We start from the raw sequence: 26,534 nt of genomic DNA on the forward strand, positions 1-26,534 counted from the left end.
ACCGTCGGCTTGTCCGGGGCCGCTACCGTTCAGACATGGTCGGCGGCTCGGACGATCGTCAACGCGATCACGACGCCGGGTAGGTAGGCAAGCGACCACGATCAGTACAGTAGGGGCGTGTCTCTATGGATCGCCGCAACTTGGGGACTTGTCGGCAGCGCCGTCTCCGAAGCGCTGAACCTCTACGCCATGATGCGCCCGACCACCGAATCGAAGGGGCGCTGGCAGTGGCCGTGGCGGGACAAACGGGACCGTCCGATCGTGATGTTCGCGGTTGCGCTGCGAGCAGTCGCCGGCACCGGGCTGGCGGCAGCCGCCTCCGCCGGTGGACTGGCCACGACGGCCTTCGCGACGTTCACCTTCGGCGTGGCCGCACCCCTGGTCATCGCCAAGATGTTCGACCAGATCCGGGTGCTCGACCGACCGACGACAAGGGACAGTCAACCGGGAGGAAGCGACGATGACGCCGCCTGACGGTTTCTTCCGCCGGCTGGCCTGGGCGCTGGCGGCCCAGCCGTCCACCACCACCGCCTCCGTGCCGCTACCGACCCGGACCAGACTGGCCGCGGCGCTCGCGGCCAGACCCATCACCCAGGCACGCGGGCTGGTCGACCTGTCCGCCTGGCCCGGGGACAAGATCACCGACCAGGTCAGATGGGTGGTGGCGCAACTGCTCGGCACCACCGCCGACCAGTTGCGCGTCGACTCCGACGGAGACATCGGCATCCGCGCCGGGTCAGCGATCATTTTCGTACGGGCACAGGAGGATCCACCACTGGTGGACGTCTTCTCGCCACTGCTCACCGGGGTCCAGCCGACGGAGTCCCTCTACCGTCGACTCTCCGACCTGACCAACGGCATGGTGATCGGCCGGATCTACTGCACCGGGGACACGATCTGGGCCTCGGTCCCGGTCTTCGGGGAGGACTTCCAACCCACCCACCTGCTGCTGGCGATCCAGGCGATGATCAGGTTGGCGGACGATCTCGACGATCACCTGCACCAGGAGTTCGGCGGCAGTCGGTTCTTCGGGGCGGAGGCGTCCGGTCTGACACCCGTACCGGATCCGACCGGGTACCTGCGCGACCTGGCCGACTCCGGTGAGTCCCGCGCGGGCAGGGTGCTGGCGGACCTGCTGGCCGATCGGGGACGCGTCGAGGAGTTGCGGATCCGAGCGGAGAGCGGCAACGGGCACGCCGCGACCCGGCTCGCGGCTCTCCTCCTCGACCAGGGCCACACCGACGAGGCCGAGCACTTCTGGCGACTCGCGGTCGGGCAGGGCGAGCCGAACGCCCGCCCCGAACTGGCCGATCTCCTGGTCGCGGACGGACGCGTCGAGGAGGCGATCAACCTGTTGCGCGGCGGGCCGGAGGACGACTGGCGCTCGGTCGGTCTGCTGCTCGCCCTGCTCGCCAAGCAGGGCCGCACCGACGAGGCCCTCGACCTGCTCCGGTCCCACACCCCCGAGTCGCCCTGACCGTCCGCCCGGCTACTCCGCCGGGTTCCGGGCGGCGCGTACGGCGTCGCGGTGGTCGCGCATCGAGTCCACCATCATCCGCATGAACCGGTGCACGACCTCAAGCTCGTCGTCGGTGAACCGCTCCATCACCACGTCCGTACGCGCACCGAGCGGACGGAAGAACTCCACCGCGACCCGGGCGCCCTCGTCGGCGTACCGGAGGAAGACCTTGCGCCGGTCGGCGGTGTCCCGGTCCCGGCGGATGTGGCCGGTCCGCTCCAACCGGTCCACAAGTGCGGTGACCGAGCCGGAGGAGAGATTGAGCTGCTCCCCCAGCCGGCCCGGCGTGATCGGCTCACCCCGGCGCTCGGCGTGCATCACCGCGATCAGTGCCTGCAGGTCGGTCACGCCCAGGCCGTGCAGCGCGGCGAACGCGTGGCCGATGTGCTGGGCGTCGACCGTGTAGTTGCGCAGGTCGGAGACGATCTCGCCGGAGAGGACCGCCCGTCGGGTCTCCCTCGGTCGATACATGCCGTCCACCACTGTGCCGATTCCCTCCGCCCAGCTTGCACCTTATCTCACCCGTCGATAATCTCGGCCATCGAGATACTCGACGGTCGGGAGTTACGCATGGGTTCGTTCGGGTCCAGGATCGCGCACGTCGTCAGCGGACGGTGGAGCGCCTGGCTGGTGCTGCTGATCGCGGCGGTGCTTTCCGCCGGTGTCATCGCCCTCGGCGGCGAACCCCACACCGACAACAACCCCACCTCGGCCCTGCCCGACTCCGCCGAGTCGGTACGGGTCGCCACCCTCCAGCGCCAACTGCCGAGCGGACAACTCAACCCGGCCCTGGTCGTCTACTCCCGCGACGGTCAGCCCCTGCGCCCCGAGGACGAACGCGCCATCGCCGACGACGCCCGCGCGTACGCCACCGAGGCGGTAGGTGGGCAGGTCTCCCCGCCGGTCCTCTCCCCCGACCGGCAGGCCGCCCTACTGGCCGTACCGCTCCCGGCCGACCTGCCCAACGACGAACTCGCCGGCATCGTCGACCGGCTGCGCGCGACCGCCCGCGACGGCCTGCCCGACGGGACGATCGCCCAGGTCACCGGAGGCGCCGGATTCACCACCGACGTCTCCTCCGCCTTCGACGGCGCGAACGTCACCCTGCTGCTGGTCACCGTCGCGGTGGTCGCGGCCCTGCTGATCGTCACCTACCGCAGCCCCTGGCTCTGGCTCGTGCCACTGGCCGTGGTCGGTGCCGCCGACGTGGTCGCCAACGCGGTCATCGCGATGGTCAGCCGGGCCGCCGCGCTGGACATCGACGGCTCCACCACCGGCATCGTCGACGTGCTCGTCTTCGGCGCCGGCACCAACTACGCACTCCTGCTGATCGCCCGCTACCGCGAGGAACTGCGCGGCAGCGCCGACCGGCACCTGGCCATGCGCCGCGCGCTCTCCTCGGCCGGACCGGCTATCGCGGCCAGCGCCACCACGGTCTGCCTGAGCCTGCTCACCTTGCTCACCGCGATCCTCGGCAACGACCGGACCATCGGTGTCACCGGCGCGCTGGGCATCGCGGTCGCCGCGCTGTTCGGGCTGATCGTGCTCCCCGCCGCGCTGTCGGTCTGCGGGCGTGGCCTGTTCTGGCCGTTCGTTCCCCGCGAAGGCCAGGCCGACCCGACCCGTACCGGCGTCTGGGCCCGGATTGGCGGCCTGGTCGCCCGACGCCCACGGACGGTGCTCGCCGGGACCCTGGTGGTACTCGCGGTGCTGGCCGCCGGGCTCGCGGACGCCCGGCTCGGGCTGAGCAAGACCGAGCAGTTCCGGGTACAGGCCGAGTCGATCGACGGCCTGGCGACGCTGAGCCGTCACTTCCCGGCCGGTTCCGCCGACCCGACCGTGATCGTCACCCGGTCGGCCGGCGAACGGGCGGTGCTGGAGACCACCGAGGCGACACCGGGGGTCTCCAGCGCCCGGGTCACCGAACGCGCCGGCGACCTGGTCGCCATCGACGTCGTACTCGACGCGGAGCCGGACAGTGCCGCCAGTTACCGGACCATCGAGGAACTCCGCGACCGGGTCCACGCCGTGTCCGGAGCGGAGGCGCTGGTCGGCGGTACGGTCGCGGCGAACCTGGACACCCGGCGGGCCGCCGTACGCGACCTCAGGGTGGTGGTACCGCTCATCCTGGCCGTGGTCCTGATCGTGCTGATCCTGCTGCTGCGTTCCCTGATCGCCCCGCTGGTGCTGGTCGCGACCGTGGTGGCCACCTTCTTCGCCGCCCTGGGGGCCAGCAACTTCCTGTTCACCCGAGTCCTCGACTACGCCGCGCTGGACACCTCCGTACCGCTGCTGGCCTTCCTCTTCCTGGTCGCGCTCGGGGTGGACTACAACATCTTCCTGGCGACCCGGGCACGGGAGGAGACGCCGACCGGGGGCACCCGGCAGGGCATGCTGACCGCCCTCGCGGTCACCGGCGGGGTGATCACCAGCGCCGGCATCATGCTCGCCGCCGTGTTCGCCGTACTCGGGGTGCTGCCGCTGGTCACCCTCACCGAGATCGGTGTCATCGTCGGGCTGGGCGTGCTGCTGGACACCCTGCTGGTGCGAACGCTGCTCGTACCGTCGATCGCGATCACCCTGGGGCGCCGGTTCTGGTGGCCCGGCGCGCCGTCCCGCACAGAGGCGGCGGAACCTCGGAGGTAGGGACAGCCCCACCATCGGGTTCATGGTTCGCCATGTGTTGCCCGGACAGGCCCTGCACCAGGCTGACCACCATGGGAAACACAGCGGTGGTCGAAGTGGTCGAGGTGACGAAGACGTACCCCGGAGGAGCCGGGATACGGGCGCTCGCCGGGGTTTCGGTGGCGTTCGCCGCCGGTACGTTCAACGCGGTGATGGGGCCGTCCGGCTCGGGCAAGTCCACGTTGCTGCACTGCGCGGCCGGGCTCGACACACCGGACAGCGGACGGGTGCTGCTCGCCGGCCAGGAGATCAGCGAGTTGCGCGAGCCACGGCTGACCGAGGCGCGCCGCCAGCGGGTCGGCTTCGTGTTCCAGTCGTACAACCTGCTGGACTCGCTCTCGGTGTGGCACAACGTACTGCTGCCGCAGCGGCTCGCCGGGGTACGCCCCGACCTCAACCGGGCCCGCGAGGTGATGCGGCGGGTCGGCCTCGCCGGACGGGAGAACGACCGGCCGGCACAGCTCTCCGGCGGGCAGCGACAGCGGGTCGCGCTCGCCCGGGCGCTCGCCACCCGACCTGAAGTGATCTTCGCGGACGAGCCGACCGGGGCGCTGGACCTGTCCACCGGCCGGGAGGTCCTGGGACTGCTGCGGGAGGCGGTCGACTCCTTCGGCACCACCGTCGTCATGGTCACCCACGACCCGGCCGCCGCTGCCTGGGCAGACCGGGTGGTGTTCCTCGCCGACGGCCGCATCGTCACCGAGTTGGCGGACCCGACGGCGGAGAAGGTCGCGGCGGAGATGATGTCGGTGAGCGCCCGATGATGCGTCTGGCCCTCGGCACGCTGCGCCGCCACCGTGGCGTTTACGCCGGCACGTTCCTCGCCGCCTTCCTCGCGGTCGCCCTGCTCGCCGGTGGTGGCCTGCTGCTGTTCTCGGTGCTCACCGCGAAGCCGCCGGCCGACCGGTTCGCCGCGACGGACCTGGTCGTCTCCGGTGCACGGGAGGTCAGCCTGGAAACGGTGACCACGAAGGAGAAGAAGGACAAGGTCAAGGTCAAGCGGAAGGTCAAGACCGAACGACTCACCGGTGCCGGTACGCTGCCGGCCGACCTCGCCGGCCGGATCGGGGCACTGCCCGGTGTCGCGACGGCCGTCGCCGACGCCGCGTTCCCGGTCCAGGTCGCCACGCCGGCCGGACGGGTCGTGCGCGGAACGGACGACGCGCCCGTCATCGGCCACGGCTGGGCATCGGCGGCGTTGACGCCGTACACGCTGACCGGGGGCAGTCCGCCCGACGCCGGCCGGGCTGTGGTCGACGCGGACCTCGCCGCACGCGGCGGGCTCGTCGTCGGCGGCGAGCTGGTACTCGCCACCCGCACCGGGGTACGCACCGTGATGATCAGCGGCATCGCCGCACCCGCCGGCCGCTCCGGCCTGGCCGCGCAGGGCGCGCTGTTCCTCGCCGACAGCGAGGTGCCGGCCGTGTCCGGACTCGACGGTCCAACCGCCGTCGGCGTGGTCGCCACGCCCGGCGCCGACCGGGCCGACCTGTTGTCAGCCGTACGGGAACTCGCCGGCGGAGCGGCCGTACTGACCGGCGCCGAGCGGGTACGGGCCGACCTGCCCGGTGCACTGCCCGACTACATCGGACCGATCTCCATCTTCGGCTTTGTCATCGGCATCACCGCGTTCGCCGCGGTGTTCGTGCTCACCGGCACGGTGACCCTCGGCGTACGGCAACGACTGCGCGAACTGGCCCTGCTGCGTACGGTCGGCGCCACTCCGGGCCAGTTGCGCCGGCTGCTCGGGCTGGAGAGCGTCGTCCTGGCCGCCGTCGCGGCGGTGCCGGCCGCCCCGCTGGGCGTGCTCTTCGCGCACGTGGTGGCCGGACGGTTCCGAACCCTCGGGGCGGTGCCGGCACAGTTCACGGTCCAGGTCAACGTACCGGTGCTGCTGCTGGCGGGGCTGGCCGGCGTACTGGTCACGTTCGTCGCCGCCCGGATCGCCGGCCGTCGTGCCGTACGGGTCGCGCCGACCCAGGCGCTCGCCGAGACCGCGACGGCACCGGCCGGCGGCGCGGTGGTCCGGGCGCTGCTCGCCCTGGTGACCGCCGGTGGTGCGGTCAGCGTGCTGACGTTCGTGCCGCTCGACGGGGTGCTCGGCATGGGCATGAGCTTCGTGTCCTGCGCCCTGCTGCTCTGCGCGGTCGCCGCCCTCGGCCCGGTCCTGGTACGGCTCCTGACCGCACCGGTATCCCGACTGGCCGGTCTGGGCGGCGCGACCGGATGGTTGGCCGGACTCGTCACCCGGGCCGAGAGCCGGCGGGTGGCGGCCGTCGCGGTACCGCTGGTGCTGATCTTCGCGATCAACGCCACCATGCTGCTGAACGGCTCGCTGATCGAGCGGTTGACCGGGCAGGAGCAGGCGGCGCGCACGGCCGGCGCGACCGCGCAGGTGACCGCGACCGGCGGGTTGCCGCTGAGCACCGTCGACCGGCTGGTCGCCCTGCCCGGCGTGACCGGTGCCGCGGCCACCCTGCCGACCCGGGTGATCGTGGCGCAGGGCGGCAAGCCCGAGGACTACCCGGCCCAGGGCCTGCTCGTCGCCGGCAGCGAACCGGCACTCGACCTCGACGTGCAGCGGGTCACCGCAGCCGGCGCCGGTACGACCTCCGCCCCGGAGGTGCTGGCCGGGAACGGTACGTTCGCCGCGAGCGTGACCCTGGCCCACCAGTACGGCTGGCGGACCGGTGACCGGGTGCCGCTCTGGCTCGCCGACGGGCACCGCACCGAACTACGGCTGACCTCGGTGTACGAGCGGGCACGCGGGTTCGGCGAACTGGTGCTGCCGGCGGCACTGGTCGCCGCGCACGACCCCCGGGGACTGGCCGGCACGGTGGCGCTGCGCTACCACGGCGACGTGGCCGCACGGATCAACGCCGACTGGCCGACCCTGCGGGTGACCCCCACCGCTTCGGCGGCCCCCGCCGGAGATGCGCAGAACCAGCAGGGCGCCTGGGAGCTGATGGTCGTCATCTCGCTCGGCTTCACCGCGATCGCCGTGGTCAACACGTTCGCCATCGCCACCGCCGCCCGCCGCCGCGAGTACGCCGACCTGCGGCTGGTCGGCGCGACCACCGGCCAGTTGCACCGGCTCGCCGGCCGGGAGGCGCTGATCACCGTCGCGGTGGGACTGCTGCTCGGAGCCGCGGTCACGGCGATCGTGGTCGGCGCGTTCAGCACCGCGCAGGACGGGACCTTCCGGCTGATCGTCGACCCCGGAACGTACGGCGCGATGCTCGGCGGGGTCGCGCTGCTCGGCCTGCTCGCCGGGGCGCTTCCCGCCCGGTTCATCCTGCGTCGGCGCAGCCTGCCGGCCGTTGCCGAGGGGCGCTGACGGTGCCGGTCGGGGTCCGCGCCGTCAGCACTAGCATCCTTGCGATGACAAAGGCGACGGCGCGGGCCCTGGCGTACCTGGTCAGTGGTGTGGTCGCGGGCGTTGCCGGGTTCGCCTTCACCCTCGCCTCGGTCCTCGGCGTCACCCTGCTGGCCGTCACCCAGCTCGGCGGGCCCGCCTTCCTCGGCGCCGCCCGGCTCGGCCGTACGCTCGCCGGCATCGAGCGGCGCCGCGCCGGCTGGGTGCTCGGGGCGGCGATTCCCGCACCGTACCTGCCGGGCACCGGCGGGACGGTCCGCCAGCGGGTCACCGCCGTGGGAACCCAGCCGGCCACCTGGCGCGACTTCGCCTGGCTGGTCCTGCTGTTCCCGCTGGGTCTCGCGGGTGGGTGCGCCGCGATCGTGGTCAGCGCGGTCGACCTCGGTGCCATCGTGGCGCCGGTCTGGGCGTGGGCGGTGCCGAATCCGCACGCGCCGTTCCCGATGAAGCCGCTGATGACCACAACGTCCGGCCGGATCGTCCTCACCGTGCTCGGGCTGCTCCTGGTGCCGGTGGTCGCGTGGCTGCTGCGTACCGTCGCGGGTCTGCAGGCCCTGTTGGCGCGGGCCCTGCTCGCGCCGGGCACCCACCGGCGCCTGGTGGAGCAGGCGGCCCACCTGACCGAAACCCGGCAGCGGGTCGTCGACGCGCAGGCCGCGGAGCTGCGCCGGATCGAACGCGACCTGCACGACGGGGCGCAGGCCCGGATCGTCGCCGCCGGCATGACCCTGGCCCTGGCCGCCCGCAAACTGGGCACCGGCGGCGGGACGACCACCGGCGCGCAGGCCGACGTCGCGCTCGCCCGGCGGCAGCTCGACGAGGCGCTCGCCGAGCTGCGCCGCCTGGTACGCGGCATCCACCCGCCGATCCTGACCGACCGTGGCCTGCACGCCGCCCTCGCCGCGCTGGCCGGCGACAGCCCGCTCACCGTCGAGCTGAACGGCGACGCCGGTGACCGCTACCCGGCCGCGGTCGAGTCGGCGGCGTACTTCGTCGTGGCGGAGGGACTCACCAACGCCGGCAAGCACGCCGACGCCACGACCTGCACCATCGACCTGTCCAGGGTCGCCGACACGCTCCGGATCCGGCTCGCCGACAACGGTCGGGGCGGAGCCGACCCCGACGGATCCGGACTCGACGGGCTGCGTCGGCGGGTCGAGGCGCTCGACGGCGTACTCACCCTGACCAGTCCGGTCGGCGGACCCACCATCCTGGAGGCGGAGTTCCCATGCGCATCGTGATCGCCGAAGACCTGCTCCTGCTGCGCGAGGGTCTGGTGCGGTTGCTGACCGACACCGGGCACACCGTCGTCGCGGCCGTCGACAACGCCGACTCGCTGGTGGCGGCGGTGACCGAGCACCGGCCGGACGTGTCGATCGTCGACGTCCGGCTGCCACCCGGATTCCGGGACGAGGGCCTGCGGGCCGCCCTGCACCTGCGGGCCACCGACCCCGACACCAGGGTGCTCATCGTCTCCCAGTACGTCGAACGCGCGTACGCCGCGGAGCTGCTCGCCGACGGGCGCGGCGGTGTCGGTTACCTGCTCAAGGACCGGGTCACCGCGCTGGACGACTTTCTCGACGCGGTCGACCGGGTCGCCGCGGGTGGCACCGCCATGGACCCCGAGGTGGTCCGGCAGTTGTTCACCCGCAACAGCCGCAACCACGGCATCGACGGCCTCACCCCACGGGAGCGCGAGGTGCTCGGCCTGATGGCGGAGGGACTGTCGAACTCGGCGATCTGCGCGAGGCTGGTGCTGGCTCCCGTCTCGGTCGAGAAGCACATCACCAACATCCTCGGCAAGCTCGACCTCCCACCCGCGGACGACGCCCACCGCCGGGTCCGCGCCGTACTCGCCTACCTCAACGCGCCGGTCCAGGGCTGATACGTGCCCGTGTGCCCTGGGTCGCGGTCGGGGCGGGGTGGGGCGGGAGGCACGGGTGGGGGTGGTTACGGTGGGCTCATGCAACGACCAACACGGTGGGTGACCGAAACCGCACCCGGGCATTCGCAGTGGTACGTCGACCGGTTCCGGCAGTTGGCGGCCGAGGGGGCGGACCTGGCCGGTGAGGCCCGGCTGGTGGACGCGATCGTGGCCCCCGGCGCGCGGATCCTGGACGCCGGGTGCGGGACCGGTCGGGTTGCCGCCGCACTCGCCGTACGCGGTCACCGGGTGGTGGGCGTGGACGCCGATCCGCTGCTGATCGACGCCGCCCGCGTCGACCACCCCGAACTGACCCTGCTCGTCGCCGACCTCGCCGAACTGGACCTGCCCGCCGCCGGGCAGCCGGATCCGTTCGATGCCGTGGTGGTCGCCGGCAACGTGATGCCGTACGTCGCATCCGGCACGGAGGCTGCCGTACTGAGCCGGCTCGCCGCGCACGTACGCCCGGACGGGCCGGTGGTGGTCGGGTTCGGCACCGACCGGGGCTACCCGTTGGCCGACTTCGACGCCCACGCCGACGCCGCCGGGCTACTGGTCGAGCAGCGCTTCGCCACCTGGGACCTGCGCCCGTGGCGGGCTGACGCCGACTTCGCGGTCACGGTCCTGCGCCGCCCGCCGGCCTGACCCGTCACCCCGGCCAGATCCCCCTACCTGCCCCGCCGCCTCGGTCCGAGGGGCGGGACAGGCTGGGCGCGGGGCGGGCTGGATGCGGAAACGGGTCAGAGGGCTCGGCACTGGCCGGTGGACGGGCCGTGCACGGTGTTGGGTAGGCCGCCGTTCACGGGTGCGGGTGTGTTGCCCGTGCAGGCGAGCGGGCCGTTGACGGTGTTCCCGGCGACCAGGGGTGCCGGGACGGTGGCGGTCCCGGTCAGGACGAGCGGACCGCTGATACCGACCCGTTCCACGATCACGTCACCGGTGGTCCCGTTGATGGTCACCGGCCCGCTGACCGACCCGCCGAGCAGTTCGACCGCCGCCGCACCGGTCGCCGTCACCGGTCCCCGGATCGACGTACCGGTGGCGATCAGTGATGCTCCCGCCCGTACCGTCACCGGTCCGGACACCGTGGCGCCGGCCAGGCAGGTCACCCCGGCGGCGACGAGCAGTGGACCGTTGTGGTTGCCCGAGACCGTCGCCGTGCAGGTGTTCACGACCACGGTGAAGTGGGCCGTCGTGGTACCGCCCGGTCGGGTGGCCGTGATCGTCGCCCGGTAGACGCCGTCGCGGGCGTACGCGTGCTGCGCCGTCGCCGAGTAGATGCCGTTGATGCTCTTGTTGGTGCCGGCGGTGCCGCTCAGGGTCGCCGCCGACGTGGTTCCGTCGCCCCAGTCGATCGTCGCCGCCACCTGGTCGACCGCCGCACCCGGAGTGGCGATCGAGGCGATCTCACCGGATACCGTCCGCCGGTCGGTGGTGATGTCCGGGGCTGCCACGTCGACCCGCCAGGGCACCTGCGGGGAGGCGTAGAAGTTCTGGCCCTGCACCTGCCGGCGTGCGCCGTGACCGGCGATCCGGGAGACGAAGGAGGCGAGGTTGCGTTCGGGGTGGACGTTCGGCGACCAGCCGATCTCCGCCGTCGCCGGCATCCGGGGGAAGACCTGGAACTCGATGTCGGCCAGGGTCCGCAGCGTCTCGGACCAGATCGGCGCCTCGACGCCGATGATGTCCGCGTCGGTCACCGCAGGCAGGGTGACCCCGCCGGTGGTACGCGCCGGAATGTAGGCGCCCGGGTCGCTGCTGGTGCCCGACCAGTTGTAGAACTGCGACACGTCCAGCCGGCCCGCCCAGCTCAACCCGAGCGGGCTGCCGACGAACTGCTGCATGTCCAAATAGGTGTGGTTGGCCGGTGACATGACGACCTTCATGCCCTTCTGCACCGCCCGCCGGGCCGAGTCGCCGCCGGAGCCGGTCGGGTTCCCGTTGTTCCAGAACTGGGCCACCGCCTGCGGCGATCCGGGCCGGTCGAAGTTCGCCTGGGAGATCTCCGCCCAGCCCATCACGACCTTGTCCTGCGCCTTGACGATCTGGGACTCGCGGTCGACGAAGTCGACGTACCGCTCGCTGGACAGGGTCGTCGCGGGCACCTCGTCACCGCCGAGGTGGTAGTACGGGCCGGGTGTCATCGCGCTGAGCTGGCTGACGATGTCCGTGATGATCGCCCACGTGTTGGGGCTCTCCGGACACATCGCGCTGTAGCCGACGGCACCGGTGAGGTTCCACTGCGGCGGGGTGCGGTTGGTGCAGTTGACGTCGGGCAGGACCGGGTCGGCCTGCGGTCCGGCGTACGACATGACGATCGCGTTGGTGTGCCCGGGTGAGTCGACCTCGGGGATGACGGTCATGAAGCGCGCGGCGGCGTAGTTGACGACGTCGACGTACTCGGCCTGGGTCCAGTAGCCGCCCGGATCGTTGTTGATGGAGAACTGGGCGCCGATGGTGGTGAGTTCGGGCCGACCGTTGATCGCGATCCGGAAACCCTGGTCGTCGCTGACGTGCAGGTGCAACACGTTCAGCTTGTACGCCGACGCCTGGTCGATCAGCCGCTTGGCGACCTCGGGCGACTGGAAGTGCCGGGCGATGTCGAGCATCACGCCCCGGTAGGCGTACCGGGGGCTGTCGGTGATCCGTACGCCGTCGACGGTCCACGGTCCGGGGCGTACGGTCGGGCTCTCGATCCACGGCGGGAGCAGTTGACGCAGGGTCTGTACGGCGTAGAAGAGCCCGGCGGGTTCGGCCGCTTCCAGCCGTACCCCGGCGGTCGAGGCGTCGAGCCGGTAACCCTCGGCGCCGAGGTCGGCGGTGCCGGTGAGGTGCAGTCCGATGTCGCCCGGCTGGGGCGTGGCCGTCGCGACCGGGAGCGGGTAGCCGGTCGACTGGCGCATGATCGCCGCCAGGGTCTCCGCCACCGGGAGTGCCTCGGTGGCGTCGGGGGCCACCACGATCCGGGTCGCCGGTCCGACCACGAACGACTCCCCTGGCACGTTCACCAGGTTGGCCGGGATCGGTACGAGTTGGGCCGGGCCGGTCGGTGCGGTGTCCGCCAGCGCCGGTGTCGCCGACGGGCCGGCGAGCACCATCGTCTGTACCACCAGCGCGAGCGTCAGTACGGCGCCGCCGAGCCGGCGTCTGCGTACCCGGGTGGCACGTCTGTCCCCTGTGCCTGCCAACAACCGGCCGGACGTCTGCATGTCACGCTCCCTGCTCGGGGTGCGCGGCGCCCGCCCACGCCCACCGACCGCTGGCTCACGGCTCGGTGCGGACGCAGCAGAGTGACGGTCGACCGGCGCGACTTGAGTGATCAACGCGAATGACGCTGGCCGAATGATAGGCACCGATGCGACGTACTGTAAAGAGTCCTTACATTGGGTGACCGGGTCCCGGACGCGCCTGACGGGTCGCGCCGACGAGCTTCAGGACGAGCAGCACCCGTCGGCACAGCCCGAGTTCGCCGCCGGACCCACACCGCCCGTGGCCGGCGGCAGCGGGGTGCAGCAGGTGTCGCCGCGCCATGCCGTTCGGCCCTCCCTGACCGCCACCGCCGCGATCACCAGCGCCGCGACCGGATCCGCCCAGGACCAGCCGAACAGGCTGTTGAGCGCCAGGCCCACCAGCAGGACCGCGGACAGGTAGGTGCAGAGCAGGGTCTGCTTCGAGTCCGCCACGGCCGACCGCGAGCCCAGTTCCCGCCCGGCCCGGCGCTGGGCGTACGACAGGAACGGCATCACCGCCAGCGACACCGCCGCCAGCACAAGCCCGACCGACGAGTGTTCCGCCTCCCCGCCACCGGCGAGGGCGCGTACCGCCTCCACCGTCACGAAGGCGGCAAGGGCGTAGAAGGAGCACGCGATCAGCCGCAGCGCGGTCCGCTCCCGTGCGCGCGGATCGGCACCCGCGAACTGCCACGCCACGGCCGCTGCGGAGGACACCTCGATCACCGAGTCCAGACCGAAACCGATCAGCGCGGTGGATGACGCCGCGACACCCGCGCCGATCCCGATCACCGCCTCGATCACGTTGTAGGTGATCGTCGCGGCGACCAGGAGCCGGACCCGCCGGGTCAGCACCGCCGACCGTTCCGGCCCCGGTCCGAGGGAGATCGCGGTGGCCATCAGCAGCAGTCCTGACTCTCGGACTCCGCACAGGCAGCGGGGTCGACCGCGAGCACCAGGCCCAGCAGGTCACCCAGCGCATGGGCCAGGCGGGGGTCGGCCAACTCGTACCGGGTCCGGCGACCCTCCGGTACGGCCACCACCAGGCCGCATCCGCGCAGGCAGGCGAGGTGGTTGGAGAGGTTCTGCCGGGTCGCCCCGAGCAGGTCCGCCAGGTCCGCCGGGTAGCCCGGTCCGTCACGCAGCGCAAGCAGCAGGCGGGCTCTCGTGGGGTCGGACAGGGCGTGGCCGAACCGGGCCAGCACCTGGCCGTACGTCAGTGCCTCCATGGAACAGCACAGTACAGCATCCGATGTATTCAGGAGTCACTGAACCAAGTTCCGGCCTCCGGATAGCCAGGGGCCGTCCGGCCGTCGGCTAACTCTGCGAGTGTGGAAGACGAGCTTTGTTCGGACCAGCGGGGGTGGAGGCGTGGCATGTCCGATTGGCGGTCCCGCGCCCAGCGTCCGGCCAAGCGCGCCTGGCGCCGGTCGCACGAGCGGTACCCGCAGCCCTCGCCGCCGGAACTGTCGATGGACCCCCGGGCCGAGACCCAGCCGGCATCGGTGGAGGCGAGCGTCGTCACCTCCGGCATCTACCGGGACGGTCACCGCGTCGACGCGCCGCCGAGCGTGACCGGGACCTGCGAGCTGCTGCGCCGGCAGCCCGGCACGATGGCCTGGATCGGGCTCTACCGACCGGCCGAGGCCCAGCTCATGGCGGTGGCCGAGGAGTTCGGCCTGCACGAGTTGGCGGTCGAGGACGCCGTGGTCGCCCACCAGCGCCCCAAGCTGGAACGGTACGGCGAAACCCTGTTCGTGGTGCTGCGCGCCGCCCGCTACCTCGACGAGATCGAGGAGGTCGACTTCGGGGAACTGCACGTGTTCGTCGGTCCGAACTTCGTCCTCACCGTCCGGCACGGCGAGGCCCCGGACATGGGAGCGGTACGGCGCCGGATGGAGGACGATCCCGAACTGCTGCGTCGTGGTCCCGAGGCGGTCCTGTACGCGATCCTGGACGCGGTGGTGGACGGCTACGCACCCGTGGTCGCCGGGCTCCAGCACGACATCGACGAGATCGAGACCGAGGTCTTCGGCGGGGACCCGAAGGTGACCCGCCGGATCTACGAACTCTCCCGCGAGGTGATCGAGTTCCAGCGGGCCTCCCGTCCGTTACTGGACATCCTGCGGGCGCTGTCCGCCGGGTTTGCCAAGCACGGCACCGACGAGGAGCTACGGCGTTACCTGGGTGACGTGGCCGACCACGCCACCACCGCCGCCGAACGGGTCGACGGGTTCCGCCAGATCCTCACCGACATCCGTACGCTCAACGCCACCCTGGTCTCGCAGGCGCAGAACGAGGAGGTCAAGCGCCTGACCGAGGCCAGCTACACGCAGAACGAGGAGGTCAAGAAGATCTCCGCGTGGGCGGCGATCCTGTTCGCGCCGACCCTGATCGGCACCATCTACGGGATGAACTTCGACCACATCCCGGAACTGCACTGGAGCTTCGGTTACCCGTTCGCCCTGGCCCTGATGGCCCTGGTCTGCACCTGCCTCTACCTGGTGTTCAAACGCCGGGACTGGTTGTGAACCCGGCACCCGGACGGCACGGCGTCCAGCGGCGGCGCCGCGACCGGAGGAGGGTCGCGACGCCGCCGGGTCGACCGGGTGCCCTGTCAGCAGCGGGGCACGCCGGGGATGTAACCGTCGTAACCGGTGAGGACGTACGTGTCCGAGATGAACCTGCCGGTGCCGATCCGGTCCCAGATGTTGCTGGTGCCGTACGTGCCGGTGACCGTGGTGCCGGTCGTCTGGCACTGGATGGTCACCCGGGCCCCGTCGGCGACCGCACCCACGATGCCGTAACCGGTCCCCGGACCGGAGCGCACGTTGAGGTCGGTCCCCGACGTGTTCACCGTGCCGGTGGCGCTGCCGCCACTGCCGCAGTTGTTGTCGCTGGTGTACGTCTTCGTCCCGTAGTACAGGGCGAGGGCGCCGTTGAAGCGGACCTGGGCGTACGAGCCGTTGAGCCGCTGTTCGTAGTGCAGGTGCGGACCGGTCGAGCCGCCGGTCGTGCCGACGTACCCGATCACCGTGCCGTACCCGACGGTCGAACCGACGCCGATACCGCTGGCGAAGCTGCTCAGGTGGGCGTAGTAGGTGGTGTAGCCGCTGCCGTGGTTGATCCGGATGTAGCGGCCGTAACTGGTGTTCCCGAGATCCGTCCTGACGTCCACGGTCCCCGGCGCGCTCGCCACCACCGGGTCGCCGTCGTCGTTCGTACGGTTGAAGTCGATCGCGGGCGCCGGGCTGTGGTCGGTCCGGGTCTGCCCGGACCATGACTGTCCACAGGGGAACGGAACCTTGAAGGTGGGCGCGGCCATCGCCGGTGCGGCAGGCACGAGCACCGCTCCCACCAGCAGCAGTACGGCACCCACGGCGGACAGCAAACGTTTACGCATCGAACTTCTCCTCTGCCGAAGCTTGGTGATCGGGGTCACAGCCTGGCAGAGCGATCATGAACAACATAGGTGGACATTGATCTCGGAAAGGTAAACAGCAACGATTCACCGGTCCGGTTCGGCGACCGGGTACGGCGCGAAGGTGCTGTGGTTCTCGTCGATGGACAGCCCGCGTCCGATCTGCGGGAACGCCCGCTGTGGGCAACCGCTGCGTTCGCAGACCTTGCACCCGATCCCGATCGGAACGGCGGCGTCGGCGTCGTCCAGGTCCAGCCCGGTCGAGTAGACGAGACGCCCGGCCTGGCGCAGGTCGCAACCGAGGCCGATGGCGAAGGACTTGCCCGGACGGCCGTACCGACCGGGGGCCCGGGTGACGGTACGGGCGATCCAGAAGTAGCGCCGCCCGTCGGGCATCGCCGCGATCTGGGTCAGGATCCGGCCCGGCGCGGCGAACGCCTCGTAGACGTTCCACAACGGGCAGGTCCCGCCGGTACGGGAGAAGTGGAAACCGGTCGCCGACTGGCGTTTCGACATGTTGCCGGCGCGGTCGACCCGGATGAACGAGAACGCCACCCCGCGCGCCCTGGGTCGTTGGAGCGTGCTGACCCGGTGACAGACGGTCTCGTACCCGATGCCGTAGTGGGTGGCCAGCCGGTCGAGGTCGTAACGGAACTCCTCCGCGTTCGCGTGGAAGTCCCCGTACGGCAGGATCAGCGCGGCGGCGAAATACTTGGCCAGCCCGATCCGGGCCAGTGTCTCCGAGTCCGGGCTGCTCAACGCGGCCGCGTCGACCAGGTCGTCGAGGATCTCCCCCACCTCGGCGAAGGCGAGCTGGGTCGCCATCCGAATGGCCAACGCCCCCGGACGCAGGTAACCCGACAGGTGCAGCAACTGGGTCCTCGGGTCGTACCGGTGCAGCTCGTCGTTCTCGCCGGAGCCCGGCTCACCGACCCGGACCCGGATGCCGTGCATGCCCAACCGCTGGGCCAGCACCGGACGCATGTCGCCGGGACGAATGCCGATCACCCCGGCGAGCCGCTCGGCCGCCTCGTCGAGTTCGGCGATGTAGTTGTGCCGCTGGTAGAAGTAGTCCCGGATCTCCTCGTGCGGTCCGGACCCCAACTCCCCCATCTCGTGTTCCCGGTCGCCGGTCAGGGCGGCGAGCTGTTCGGCGAGCTGCCGGTACCGGCGGTGCACGGTGACCAGCGCGTGTGCGGTGTGCGGCATCCGCTGGGCGAGTTCGGCCGCCTCCTCGGTCGGGATGTCGAGGCGCAGCGTGTCGTCGGAGGAGACCTCCCGGATCTCGGCGGTGAGCCGGGCGGTGTCGTGGGTGGCGAAGAAACCGGCGTCGACGCCGAGTGACTCGCTGATGCTCAACAGCACCGGCACGGTCAGCGGCCGGGATCCGTGCTCGATCTGGTTCAGGTAACTCGGCGAGATCCCGAGCAGGCGAGCAAAAGCGGCCTGGGTCATCCGGCGTTCCTCGCGCAGTCTGCGCAGCCGCGCGCCGGCCACGTCCTTCTGCATCGACCGCCCCCCCTTCCAGGTTGCGCCGCGAGTCCCCGTGCTGGGCTGCCAGTTTGCCAACAGTACCTTCGCAACCTTTGCAATACCGCACCGAAGATTGGCAACTGTTGGCTGATTGGGGCCATCGACCAGCGCGTTCACCTATGTCACGGTCGATCCACAGGCAGTACCGAGTCGAGCAAATCGGATGGAAGGACGTTGGCATGGACGAGTTCACGGGAACGAAGACGTCGGGTACGGCCAACGGCGTAGCGGCCGGTCACGCGGGCGACGAACCGCGCGCGGCGGGGACCGCCTCGGCCGCCGAGCTGACCCGGCGATGGGCGCAGGACCCGCGCTGGCGGGACATCCGCCGGACGTACACGGCCGACGACGTGGTCCGGTTGCGGGGCAGCGTGGTGGAGGAGCAGACGCTGGCCCGGCGCGGGGCGCGTCGGCTGTGGGAGTCGCTGCACAGCGAGGACTTCGTCCCCGCGCTGGGGGCGTTGACCGGCAACCAGGCCGTGCAGCAGGTGGCCGCCGGGCTGAAGGCGATCTACCTCTCCGGCTGGCAGGTCGCCGCCGACGCCAACCTGGCCGGACAGACCTACCCGGACCAGAGCCTCTACCCCGCGAACTCGGTGCCGGCGGTGGTGCGACGGATCAACAACGCGTTGCTGCGGGCCGACCGGATCCAGCACGCCGAGGGCGGCGGTACCGGGCCGGCGGACTGGCTGGTCCCGATCGTCGCCGACGCCGAGGCCGGCTTCGGCGGGGTGCTCAACGCGTACGAACTGATGAGCGCGATGATCACGGCGGGTGCGGCGGCGGTGCACTGGGAGGACCAGCTCGCCTCGGAGAAGAAGTGCGGACACCTGGGCGGCAAGGTGCTGATCCCGACCGGCCAGCACATCCGTACGCTGAACGCCGCCCGGCTGGCCGCGGACGTCGCCGACGTGCCGACCCTGATCATGGCGCGTACGGACGCGGACGCGGCGACCCTGCTCACCACCGACGTGGACGAGCGCGACCGGGAGTTCCTCACCGGTGAGCGCTCGGCGGAGGGGTTCTACCGGGCCCGGCCGGGGATGGCCCCGTGCATCGCCCGCGGCCTGGCGTACGCCCCGCACGCCGAGCTGCTCTGGATGGAAACGTCCACTCCCGACCTGGACGCGGCCCGTACGTTCGCCGAGGCGATCAAGGCCGAGTACCCGGACCAGTTGCTCGCCTACAACTGCTCGCCGTCGTTCAACTGGCGCAAGCACCTCGACGACGCGACGATCGCCAAGTTCCAGCGCGAGCTGGGCCACATGGGGTACAAGTTCCAGTTCATCACCCTGGCCGGGTTCCACGCACTCAACCACTCGATGTTCTCGCTGGCGCACGGCTACGCCGCCGGCGGCATGTCCGCCTACGTCGACCTCCAGGAGCGCGAGTTCGCGTCCGAGGCCGACGGCTACACCGCCACCCGGCACCAGCGCGAGGTCGGCACCGGCTACTTCGACCTGGTCAGCACCGTGATCAACCCGACCAGCGACACGGTCGCGCTGCGCGGGTCGACCGAGGAGGAACAGTTCACCGGGGCGGTGTCCTGATGCCGACCACTATGCGTTCACAGATCGCGGTCGTCGGTCCGGGCGGTGACCGGTACGACGAGATCCTCACCCCGGAGGCGCTGGACTTCGTCGCCCGGCTCGACGCCGAGTTCGCCGGCCGGCGGGCGGAACTGCTGGTGGCGCGGGCGCAGCGGCGGGAACGGCTGGCCCGAGGCGAGGAGTCGCTGGGCTGGCTGGCGCAGACCGCGTCGATCCGGGCCGACGGGAGGTGGCGGGTCGCCGGTGCCGCGCCGGGCCTGGTCGACCGGCGGGTCGAGATCACCGGGCCGCCGGACCAGCGGATGACGGTCAACGCGCTCAACTCCGGTGCCCGGGTCTGGCTGGCCGACTTCGAGGACGCCCTGTCGCCCACCTGGTCCAACCTGATCGGCGGGCAGCTCAACCTCCGCGACGCGATCGACGGGCGGCTCGACTTCACCGCGGAGACGGGCAAGCGGTACCGGGTCGGGCCGGACCCGGCGACGATCGTGGTCCGGCCGCGCGGCTGGCACCTGGTCGACAAGCACGTGATCGTGGACGGGCGCCCGGTGTCGGCGAGCCTGGTCGACTTCGGGCTCTACCTCTTCCACTGCGGGCAGCGACAGGTCGACCGGGGCAGCGGACCCTACTTCTACCTGCCGAAGCTGGAGAGTCACCTCGAGGCCCGGCTCTGGAACGACGTGTTCGTACTCGCGCAGGGGCTGCTCGGGATGCCGCACGGGACGATCAGGGCGACCGTACTGATCGAGACGATCACCGCCGCGTTCGAGATGGACGAGATCCTGTACGAGCTGCGCGACCACTGCGCGGGGCTGAACGCCGGCCGCTGGGACTACATCTTCAGCCTGATCAAGACGTTCGGTGCTCGGCCGGAGTTCGTCCTGCCGGACCGGGCCCAGGTGAGCATGACCGTGCCGTTCATGCGCGCGTACACCGAACTGCTGGTGTCGACCTGTCACCGCCGGGGCGCGTACGCCATCGGCGGGATGGCCGCCTCCATCCCGAGCCGGGACGCCGAGACCAACACCCGCGCTATGGCAAAGGTGCACCAGGACAAGGAACGGGAGGCGGCCGACGGCTTCGACGGCTCCTGGGTGGCGCATCCGGGGCTGGTGCCGATCTGCCGGGACGTCTTCGACCGGACGCTCGGGGACCGGCAGCACCAGCTCGACCGGCTCCGCGACGAGGTCCGGGTGGGCCCGGCCGACCTGCTCGACGTTGCCGCCACCGGCGGCACCGTGACCGAGTCCGGGGTGCGCAACAACATCGCGGTCGCGCTGCGCTACCTCGACGCCTGGTTGGGCGGCAACGGGGCGGTGGCGATCTTCGACCTGATGGAGGACGCGGCCACCGCCGAGATCGCCCGGTGCCAGGTCTGGCAGTGGATCCACACCGGGACCCGGCTGACCGACGGCCGGACGGTGGACGAGGAACTGGTCCGCAAACTGCTGGCCGAGGAGGTCGCGGCGGTCCGGGACGGAACCGATGCCGCCGGGCACCGGTGGGCCGAGGCCGAGGAGATTTTCGTACGCACAGCGCTCGGCGAAACCCTGCCGACGTTCTTCACCACCGGCGCGTACGCGACCCACCTGGTTGGTCGCCGTACCGGATGACCTGCCGCGAGCCTGGTCGGACAGCGACGGGACCACTCCCGGAAGTGGTCCCGTCGCTGCTCCCCCTCCCACGGTCGGGCAACGTTCGTCACTGTCACCCATGGACGACACCGTGGGGCCCGACGCACGGATTCTGGTCACGCTCCCGAGGAATCCGGCGTTGGCGTCGACCCCGAGGTGCCACGCGGTCGCACACCATTCCGACCTGCGGGTCTTCCTGACCTGCTGAACGGATCAGGAGGTCGATCCACTGTTGGATGCGCGCGCCGACATCGAGTAGTACGTGTGCTGGCTCCAGGACGTCCGCCGTTTCCAGCCGTCGACCGTGTCCGCCGTTCGAAGCACTCATCACCGCCGCGCGACGGTCCGACAACCGAGCGACTTCGCGTTGATCGCCATGCCCTCGGCGGCAGTGGCGCTAAAGCATCTCCAGCGGTTGCGGGCCGACCGGCGGCGGGAACGCCGTGTCGAGTGCCGCCACGTCCTCGTCAGTCAGATGCAGATTGCGCGCGTCAGCGTTCTCCCGGGTGTGTTCGGGCTTGGACGATCGGGGGATGGCCGAGACCATCTCCTGCCTCAGCAGCCAGGCCAGCGCCACCTGAGCGGGCGTGGCCCGATGCCGGGCGGCGACCTCCGCGACCTGGGGGTGGCCGAGCAGTCGGCCCTGCTCGATCGGCGAGTACGCCATCACCGGAATTCGGTGCTCGCGTAGCCATGGCAGTAGGTCGTACTCCGGACCACGGCGGGTGAGGTTGTACAGAATCTGATTGGTCGCGCAGGAATTCCCGCCCGCCTCGAGTAGCTCCGTCATGTCGGAAAGATCGAAGTTGCTGACGCCCCACTGCCCGATGTCACCGGCGTCGACGAGTTCGGCGAACGCCTCGATCGTCTCCGTGAGTGGATGCGTGCCGCGCCAGTGCAGCAGGTAGAGCTCGATGTGGTCGACACCGAGTCGTTGCAGGCTGCGACGGCAGGCCTGCACGGTTCCCCGTCGGCTGGCGTTGGACGGCAGCACCTTGTCGACCAGAAAGACGTCGGTGCGTCGTCCGACGATCGCCTCGCCGACGAGTTCCTCGGAAGCGCCGTCACCGTACATCTCCGCGGTGTCGACCATTGTCATGCCCAGGTCGAGCCCGGCGCGTAGGGCCGCTATCTCGTCTTGCCGCCTCGTGGGCTGCTCGCCCAGGTACCAGGTTCCCTGGCCGAGCGCGGGCATCGTCTGGCCGGACGGCAGCTCGATCGCGGCAGCGCGGGTCATGTCGATCTCTCCGGAATCTGGGTACCAGTGTGTTGCCTGCGTTACCCGCTGGGACAGGCAACACACCCTCGTAGCGGGATTGGGCTTCCCCGGGTCAAAGTAGCCGCTGGACCCTTTCACCGGCCGTCGCCGGTCGGAAGCCGCCGGCTGCCGCGACCGCCTTCGGACGGCGGAGCCAACTCCAAGACACCGTCGGCCAGCGGGCCGCAGGACGTGGGGCAGGCCCCGGTGCCGTCGGCGATCGAGGTTCAGCGGCTCGGTCGACCGCGAGCAGCGGCGCCACGGCGGTCCTGACCCTAGCGCCGACCGGGCCGTCAGCCTGCCTCGTCGTTGCGCTCCGGCTCAGGCCCGTCACTGGATATTGGCCCGTCCTCGCTGCTCGGTCCCGGTTCGGCTTCGCCGGTCGGATCCGGCCCATCCTGCTCGCCGGTCAGCTTCGCGTCGGGCTGGTAGCGATATGCCGCTTCCCGTACTGCTGAGTCGGACTCGAGTCCGGCGCCGAGTGCGCCGCCGACGGTGGCCAGTGAGCTGGCGAGCCATCCGAGCTTGGCCTGGTGGGCGACGCCGGCTGGTCGGCCGGTGGATTGGGCGAGCAGGTCCCAGGGGACGAGGGCGATCGCCCCGATGATGGTCAGCGCGGCGAGCGCCACGTACAGCGCGAGGACGCCAATTACCACGGTGAGGACGGTGACCACGTTGAAGAGGACGACCTGTTCCCGGGCTCCCGGGCCGTGCGGGACCCGCTCCCAGAGGCGCGCCCCGAGCACCATGGTCAGCACCACCGCCAGGACGGATCCGGCCGTGAGCAGGGCGAGCCGCAGGTTGCCCGAGGCCGCCGACAGCTGCCAGATGTCGGCGCTCACCAGGGCGAGGACGGCGGTCGCGAAGGCACCGACCAGCAGCCGGGAGAGCCGGACGGCCAGCCGCCAGGGCCGGTTCGCCCGGAGCATGCCGAGCAGGAGCCGCAGGTTGCCGCCGAACACCCCGGTCAGCAGGCCGATGCCGGACGCCTGGTGGTTCACGCGTGCGCCGAGTTCCCGGGCCCGCCGTCCGGTGGCCAGTCGTCGGCGGTACGGGCCGGCCCGTACCGGGTCGCCGACCGCGTCGGCATCGCCGAGCAGCGCCGCGAGGAGCCGATCCCCGGCCTCGGCCAGCCGCCGGGCCCCGGCGACGGGACCGAGCGCGGGCATGGAAAGGACCGCGACGCCATGGGTGCTGCTGGCATGCGCGACCACGGGTCGTCGCGCGGTCTGCAACGGCAGGTCCGTCACGCAGAGGACCAGACTCCAACCCTCGGCCAGCATCCGCCGCCGGGCTGCCTCGATGAGCTGACCGAGGTCGGCCGGCCCATCGACGAGCCGCGCCACCTGGAGGCGTACCGCCCAGTCGACCTCCGGGACCCGGCTGCGGAGCCGGTCGGCGAGTTCCGCGGCGGCCCCCCGCACCAGGTCGGCCGCGGCCCCGGGGGCGGCCACCACACCCACGACGACGGGCCCGCGCCTGGTCACCACACGCCCGGAGCCAGCCCGGCCGCTTGCCCGGGCGTGGCGCCGGTCCGTGGGGCTGACTTCAGCACTCGAGGTCGTCCTTCAGGATGGTCATTGCCGTCTTCAGTCGCTCGGTGTAGATCGGCAGCAGGTTCTCCTTGATGGTCGCCCGGGCGGCCTCGTCCACCGGGTTCAGGGCGTACGTCCACTCGATGCTCGTGGTGCCGTCCTCCTGGTCGCTGAAGTACCAGGACCCCTCGATGCTGTCGACCACCTCGCGCAGCCGCGCCGAGCTGAAGTTGTCGATCCGGTACGAGAACGAGTTCGGCGGCTCTACCGTCAGTAGTTCTTCCTCGTTGGTCGAGCCGTCGTCGGAGGTGTTCGTCCGGCGCAGGCCCGGGGTGTTCCAGCCGGTGGTGACGCTGCTGGCCACGATTGCCGGCGAGTGTCCGGTTCTGGGGAAGATGTGGCTCAGGTCGACGTCGACGACGTACTCGAAGACCTGGCCGATGGGAGCGTTGACGGTACGGGTGACCCGGACGAAGTCGTCCCCCACCTCGGTGCAGTCCCGGTCGACGCCCATCACCGCCTCCTGTGTCTGTCGGTCCTGGTCCAGCTAGTCCCCGGTAGGCGCCGACTCATTCATCGGCGCACGGCGGCAATGCCGGACTCCTGCGGCTCAGGGCTGGTACTGGCTGCGGGTGCGGGGAAGCCACTGGGGGTGCTGGTCGCGTAGGTAGCGGACCAGTCCCTCGCGCAGATCGCAGCGCAGGTCCCAGGCACTGGCACCGTCGGCGGCCGAGGCCTGCACCTGGATGACCACGGTCTGCGGGGTGGCGTCGACCATCTGGAGCACCCACCGGTCTCGATCCCACAGCGGGGAGGCTTCGACGAGTCGGCGTGCCTCCCGCCGCAGGTCGTCCAGGTCGGCCGTGTGGTCGACATGTAACTGGATCTTGCCGATCACCCGTGACTCGTTCCGGGTCCAGTTCTGGAACGGTCGCTCGGTGAAGTACGTGGTCGGGAGGATGAGCATCCGGTCGTCCCAGAGCCGGATCACCACGTTGGTCAGCTTCACCTCCTCGACCCGGCCCCATTCGCCGTCCACGACCAGTACGTCGCCGACGTGCAGTCCGTCGGCGAAGGCGACCTGGATGCCGGCGAACGCGTTGCCGAGCGCGGTTCGGGCGGAGAGACCGATCACCGCACCGACCACTCCGGCCGAGGTCAGAACGGAGATGCCGAAGAGGCGTACCGGCCGGAACGTGATCAGGATCAGGCCGACCGCGAGGACCGTGACAACCGCCACCGTGAGCCGCCGCACCGGACGGATCTGGGTCCGGGCCCGCCGAACCCGCCGGCTCGTGACCAGATCGTCCGGCAGCCGGCTGAACGCGACCGCCTCGGCGACGTGCAATGCCTTGATCATCAGCCACGCCCCGGTGGCGATCAGGACCAGCAGGATCGCGTGCCGCAGATCACGCTGCCAACCGCCCGGTTCGGACGGCAGCGCGTAGTACAGCGCCCCGACCAGCAGGACCACGGCCGCCGGGCGGCGGCAGGCGTGCCGCAGCGGCCCCAGCAGCCACCTGTAGCGGCCTGCGGCAACCCGGCGGACCAGCACGCCGGATACCAGGTCCACGACCACGGCCGCCGCCAGTGCGGCCAACACGATCAACGCGGTACGCATCAGAAGCCGTTCATCGTGATCCCGATGCCGCCTCTCCCGGGCCCGCGACCGCATTCCCCGCGTTCAGAGTCCCATCGGCTGCGGTGGCAGGCGGCGGATATCCAAAATCCCGGACGGCCGTGACCGACGAACGGCGGCTGCCGAACGAGACGGCGGCCGGCCCACAGGCTTCCCGCGAGCCAGCCCGGGATAGGTAGTCGCCACCCCATGGCCGGTCGCCGACCAGCCCGGGCCGCTCACGTGACGCTAACAGCTGCTCTTAGGCGTGCCGGAACGTGCGACCCGATCCCCCGAAGCACCGCGGGCGGCCCAGCGCTGGCCTACCGAACGGAGCTGACGGCATACTTTGCGCGCGAACCCACCTCCACCGAGGCACCACACGACGAGCATTGGCGATTCGCTCCACGGGCTGGGGTCGTCGTAGTGGCTTTTGGTGCCCTTGCGTAAGGCTGTCCGCAGCTGGGCGAGGCCTTCGGCGTCGGCCGGGAGGTGCAGCTGCTCCAGCAGAGTGAGCGCGTCCGCTGGTTGAAGGTCGCCGTAGACCGCGTGATAACCGGCCAGCAGAGCGTGGAGCACCGCCGGATGTAGTTCAACGACCGTCGCGGCGGCCCGGAGGATGTCGTGCTTGTCGGCCCAGCAAACCGTGCCCGAGTCTTCCAGTACGTGGCGGGCGCGGCGGTGCAGCGGACCGTGGGCCAGCTGCGGCAGGCGATCGGCGGCCGCGAGACGACGTACGTCGTCGCCGATCATCGCGGCGAAGGCGGCCGTGGAGGTGTCTCCGAGGAACCAGTACGTCCGTAGCGACAACCGCAAATTCTCGATCGGATCGGCTACTTCCATACGTGCACGGCAGCCGGCCCAGAAGGCGTCGATGACCGCCGGGTCGTCATGGTCGAGGACGTATGCGTTCAAATGGGTCATCACCTCGAACTCACCGGTCAGATCCAGCAGGCCCATCGCCGTTCGAACACGCCGTACCGGGTCCGATTGGTCATCGAAGACCATCGTGTACGCGCAGGCGAAAGCGACGTCGTCGTTCGACATCTCCGTCACGCCCGACGGTTCGCTGACCAGCCAGCGACCGGGGCCGACCGGTGTTATCCCCGCCTCGGCCAGCCACCGCAGGGCCAGGTCCGCATCCCGGGTACGCATGCCGTGGAGTGTGCACGCACCCAGGATGAATCTCCATCGAATAGCGAGGCCCCTCGCGAGATGCGCCGGGCCGATGCTGATCGGCTCCGTCGCCGT

22 protein-coding genes are annotated in these 26,534 nt (G+C 71.0%); 11 read left to right on the forward strand and 11 right to left on the reverse strand.

What is annotated here, in order from left to right; translation table 11 throughout:
- Nucleotides 1–117: 117 nt before the first annotated feature.
- Both OIE47_RS36625 and OIE47_RS38105 read left to right on the forward strand, forming a co-directional pair.
- The gene (locus tag OIE47_RS36625; protein ID WP_326559136.1) at nt 118–474 is read left to right on the forward strand and encodes a hypothetical protein; all 357 of its coding nucleotides are present in this window, start codon (nt 118–120) and stop codon (nt 472–474) included.
- Complete coding sequence (locus OIE47_RS38105) at nt 461–1,477, forward strand: T3SS (YopN, CesT) and YbjN peptide-binding chaperone 1 (protein ID WP_442792027.1); 1,017 nt, start codon at nt 461–463, stop codon at nt 1,475–1,477. The genes OIE47_RS36625 and OIE47_RS38105 overlap by 14 nt, the downstream gene beginning before the upstream one ends.
- A gap of 12 nt (nt 1,478–1,489) precedes the next feature.
- On the opposite strand, the gene OIE47_RS36635 is transcribed toward OIE47_RS38105, so the two are convergent.
- Nucleotides 1,490–1,990 (reverse strand): MarR family winged helix-turn-helix transcriptional regulator, encoded by a 501-nt coding sequence (locus OIE47_RS36635; RefSeq protein ID WP_326559137.1) that lies wholly within the window; start codon nt 1,988–1,990, stop codon nt 1,490–1,492.
- Nucleotides 1,991–2,089: 99 nt separating this feature from the next.
- Between OIE47_RS36635 and OIE47_RS36640 the strand changes: the two genes are divergently transcribed.
- The 6 genes from OIE47_RS36640 (at nt 2,090) to OIE47_RS36665 (ending at nt 10,149) form a co-directional block, all read left to right on the forward strand.
- Nucleotides 2,090–4,165: an MMPL family transporter gene (locus OIE47_RS36640; protein WP_326559138.1), complete on the forward strand. Its 2,076-nt coding sequence runs from the start codon at nt 2,090–2,092 to the stop codon at nt 4,163–4,165.
- A 71-nt stretch (nt 4,166–4,236) separates the two neighbouring features.
- The gene (locus OIE47_RS36645; RefSeq protein WP_326559139.1) at nt 4,237–4,968 is read left to right on the forward strand and encodes an ABC transporter ATP-binding protein; all 732 of its coding nucleotides are present in this window, start codon (nt 4,237–4,239) and stop codon (nt 4,966–4,968) included.
- Complete coding sequence (locus OIE47_RS36650) at nt 4,965–7,541, forward strand: ABC transporter permease (protein ID WP_326559140.1); 2,577 nt, start codon at nt 4,965–4,967, stop codon at nt 7,539–7,541. The genes OIE47_RS36645 and OIE47_RS36650 overlap by 4 nt, the downstream gene beginning before the upstream one ends.
- 44 nt (nt 7,542–7,585) lie before the next feature.
- A complete protein-coding gene (locus tag OIE47_RS36655) occupies nt 7,586–8,821 on the forward strand; it encodes a sensor histidine kinase (RefSeq protein WP_326559141.1) in 1,236 nt (411 codons plus the stop codon).
- A complete protein-coding gene (locus OIE47_RS36660) occupies nt 8,809–9,465 on the forward strand; it encodes a response regulator transcription factor (RefSeq protein WP_326559142.1) in 657 nt (218 codons plus the stop codon). The genes OIE47_RS36655 and OIE47_RS36660 overlap by 13 nt, the downstream gene beginning before the upstream one ends.
- 78 nt (nt 9,466–9,543) lie before the next feature.
- A complete protein-coding gene (locus OIE47_RS36665; RefSeq protein WP_326559143.1) occupies nt 9,544–10,149 on the forward strand; it encodes a class I SAM-dependent methyltransferase in 606 nt (201 codons plus the stop codon).
- Between the two features lie 95 nt (nt 10,150–10,244).
- On the opposite strand, the gene OIE47_RS36670 is transcribed toward OIE47_RS36665, so the two are convergent.
- The 3 genes from OIE47_RS36670 to OIE47_RS36680 all read right to left on the reverse strand — a co-directional run bounded on the left by OIE47_RS36670 (nt 10,245) and on the right by OIE47_RS36680 (nt 13,963).
- Entirely contained in the window at nt 10,245–12,713 is a 2,469-nt protein-coding gene (locus OIE47_RS36670; RefSeq protein WP_326559144.1) for a beta-N-acetylhexosaminidase, read from the reverse strand.
- 222 nt (nt 12,714–12,935) lie between these two features.
- Nucleotides 12,936–13,634 carry a cation transporter gene (locus OIE47_RS36675; RefSeq protein ID WP_326559145.1) on the reverse strand — a complete coding sequence of 233 codons (699 nt, stop codon included), beginning with the start codon at nt 13,632–13,634 and terminating at the stop codon, nt 12,936–12,938.
- Nucleotides 13,634–13,963, reverse strand: coding sequence for an ArsR/SmtB family transcription factor (locus OIE47_RS36680; RefSeq protein ID WP_326559146.1), 330 nt, complete (start codon nt 13,961–13,963; stop codon nt 13,634–13,636). Before OIE47_RS36680 ends, OIE47_RS36675 begins: the two co-directional genes overlap by 1 nt.
- Before the next feature lie 147 nt (nt 13,964–14,110).
- On the opposite strand from OIE47_RS36680, the gene OIE47_RS36685 reads away from it, so the two are divergent.
- Nucleotides 14,111–15,265, forward strand: a complete 1,155-nt coding sequence (locus OIE47_RS36685) for a magnesium and cobalt transport protein CorA (protein WP_326559147.1) — start codon at nt 14,111–14,113, stop codon at nt 15,263–15,265.
- An 86-nt stretch (nt 15,266–15,351) separates the two neighbouring features.
- Here OIE47_RS36685 and OIE47_RS36690 read toward each other — a convergent pair whose 3' ends face one another.
- On the reverse strand, nt 15,352–16,137 hold the full coding sequence (locus tag OIE47_RS36690) for a peptidoglycan DD-metalloendopeptidase family protein (RefSeq protein WP_326559148.1): 786 nt from the start codon (nt 16,135–16,137) through the stop codon (nt 15,352–15,354).
- Between the two features lie 105 nt (nt 16,138–16,242).
- Nucleotides 16,243–17,664: a short-chain fatty acyl-CoA regulator family protein gene (locus tag OIE47_RS36695; RefSeq protein ID WP_326559149.1), complete on the reverse strand. Its 1,422-nt coding sequence runs from the start codon at nt 17,662–17,664 to the stop codon at nt 16,243–16,245.
- A 203-nt stretch (nt 17,665–17,867) separates the two neighbouring features.
- On the opposite strand from OIE47_RS36695, the gene aceA reads away from it, so the two are divergent.
- Together aceA and aceB are read left to right on the forward strand one after the other, a co-directional pair.
- Nucleotides 17,868–19,238, forward strand: coding sequence for an isocitrate lyase (gene aceA, locus OIE47_RS36700; protein ID WP_326559150.1), 1,371 nt, complete (start codon nt 17,868–17,870; stop codon nt 19,236–19,238).
- Between the two features lie 11 nt (nt 19,239–19,249).
- Nucleotides 19,250–20,851, forward strand: coding sequence for a malate synthase A (gene aceB, locus OIE47_RS36705; protein WP_326559151.1), 1,602 nt, complete (start codon nt 19,250–19,252; stop codon nt 20,849–20,851).
- 418 nt (nt 20,852–21,269) lie between these two features.
- Here the strand turns inward: aceB and OIE47_RS36710 are convergent, their stop codons facing one another.
- The 5 genes from OIE47_RS36710 to OIE47_RS36730 form a co-directional block, all read right to left on the reverse strand.
- Nucleotides 21,270–22,109 carry an aldo/keto reductase gene (locus OIE47_RS36710; protein ID WP_326559152.1) on the reverse strand — a complete coding sequence of 280 codons (840 nt, stop codon included), beginning with the start codon at nt 22,107–22,109 and terminating at the stop codon, nt 21,270–21,272.
- Nucleotides 22,110–22,423: 314 nt separating this feature from the next.
- A complete protein-coding gene (locus OIE47_RS36715; RefSeq protein ID WP_326559153.1) occupies nt 22,424–23,584 on the reverse strand; it encodes a hypothetical protein in 1,161 nt (386 codons plus the stop codon).
- 94 nt (nt 23,585–23,678) lie between these two features.
- Nucleotides 23,679–24,179, reverse strand: a complete 501-nt coding sequence (locus tag OIE47_RS36720; RefSeq protein WP_326559154.1) for an SRPBCC family protein — start codon at nt 24,177–24,179, stop codon at nt 23,679–23,681.
- Nucleotides 24,180–24,275: 96 nt separating this feature from the next.
- A complete protein-coding gene (locus OIE47_RS36725; protein WP_326559155.1) occupies nt 24,276–25,286 on the reverse strand; it encodes a mechanosensitive ion channel family protein in 1,011 nt (336 codons plus the stop codon).
- Between the two features lie 246 nt (nt 25,287–25,532).
- Nucleotides 25,533–26,438, reverse strand: coding sequence for a hypothetical protein (locus OIE47_RS36730; protein WP_326559156.1), 906 nt, complete (start codon nt 26,436–26,438; stop codon nt 25,533–25,535).
- Nucleotides 26,439–26,534 lie beyond the last annotated feature (96 nt).

Origin of the sequence: Micromonospora sp. NBC_01796 (assembly GCF_035917455.1) — a bacterium.
In the GTDB taxonomy this organism is placed as follows: Bacteria; Actinomycetota; Actinomycetes; order Mycobacteriales; family Micromonosporaceae; genus Micromonospora_G.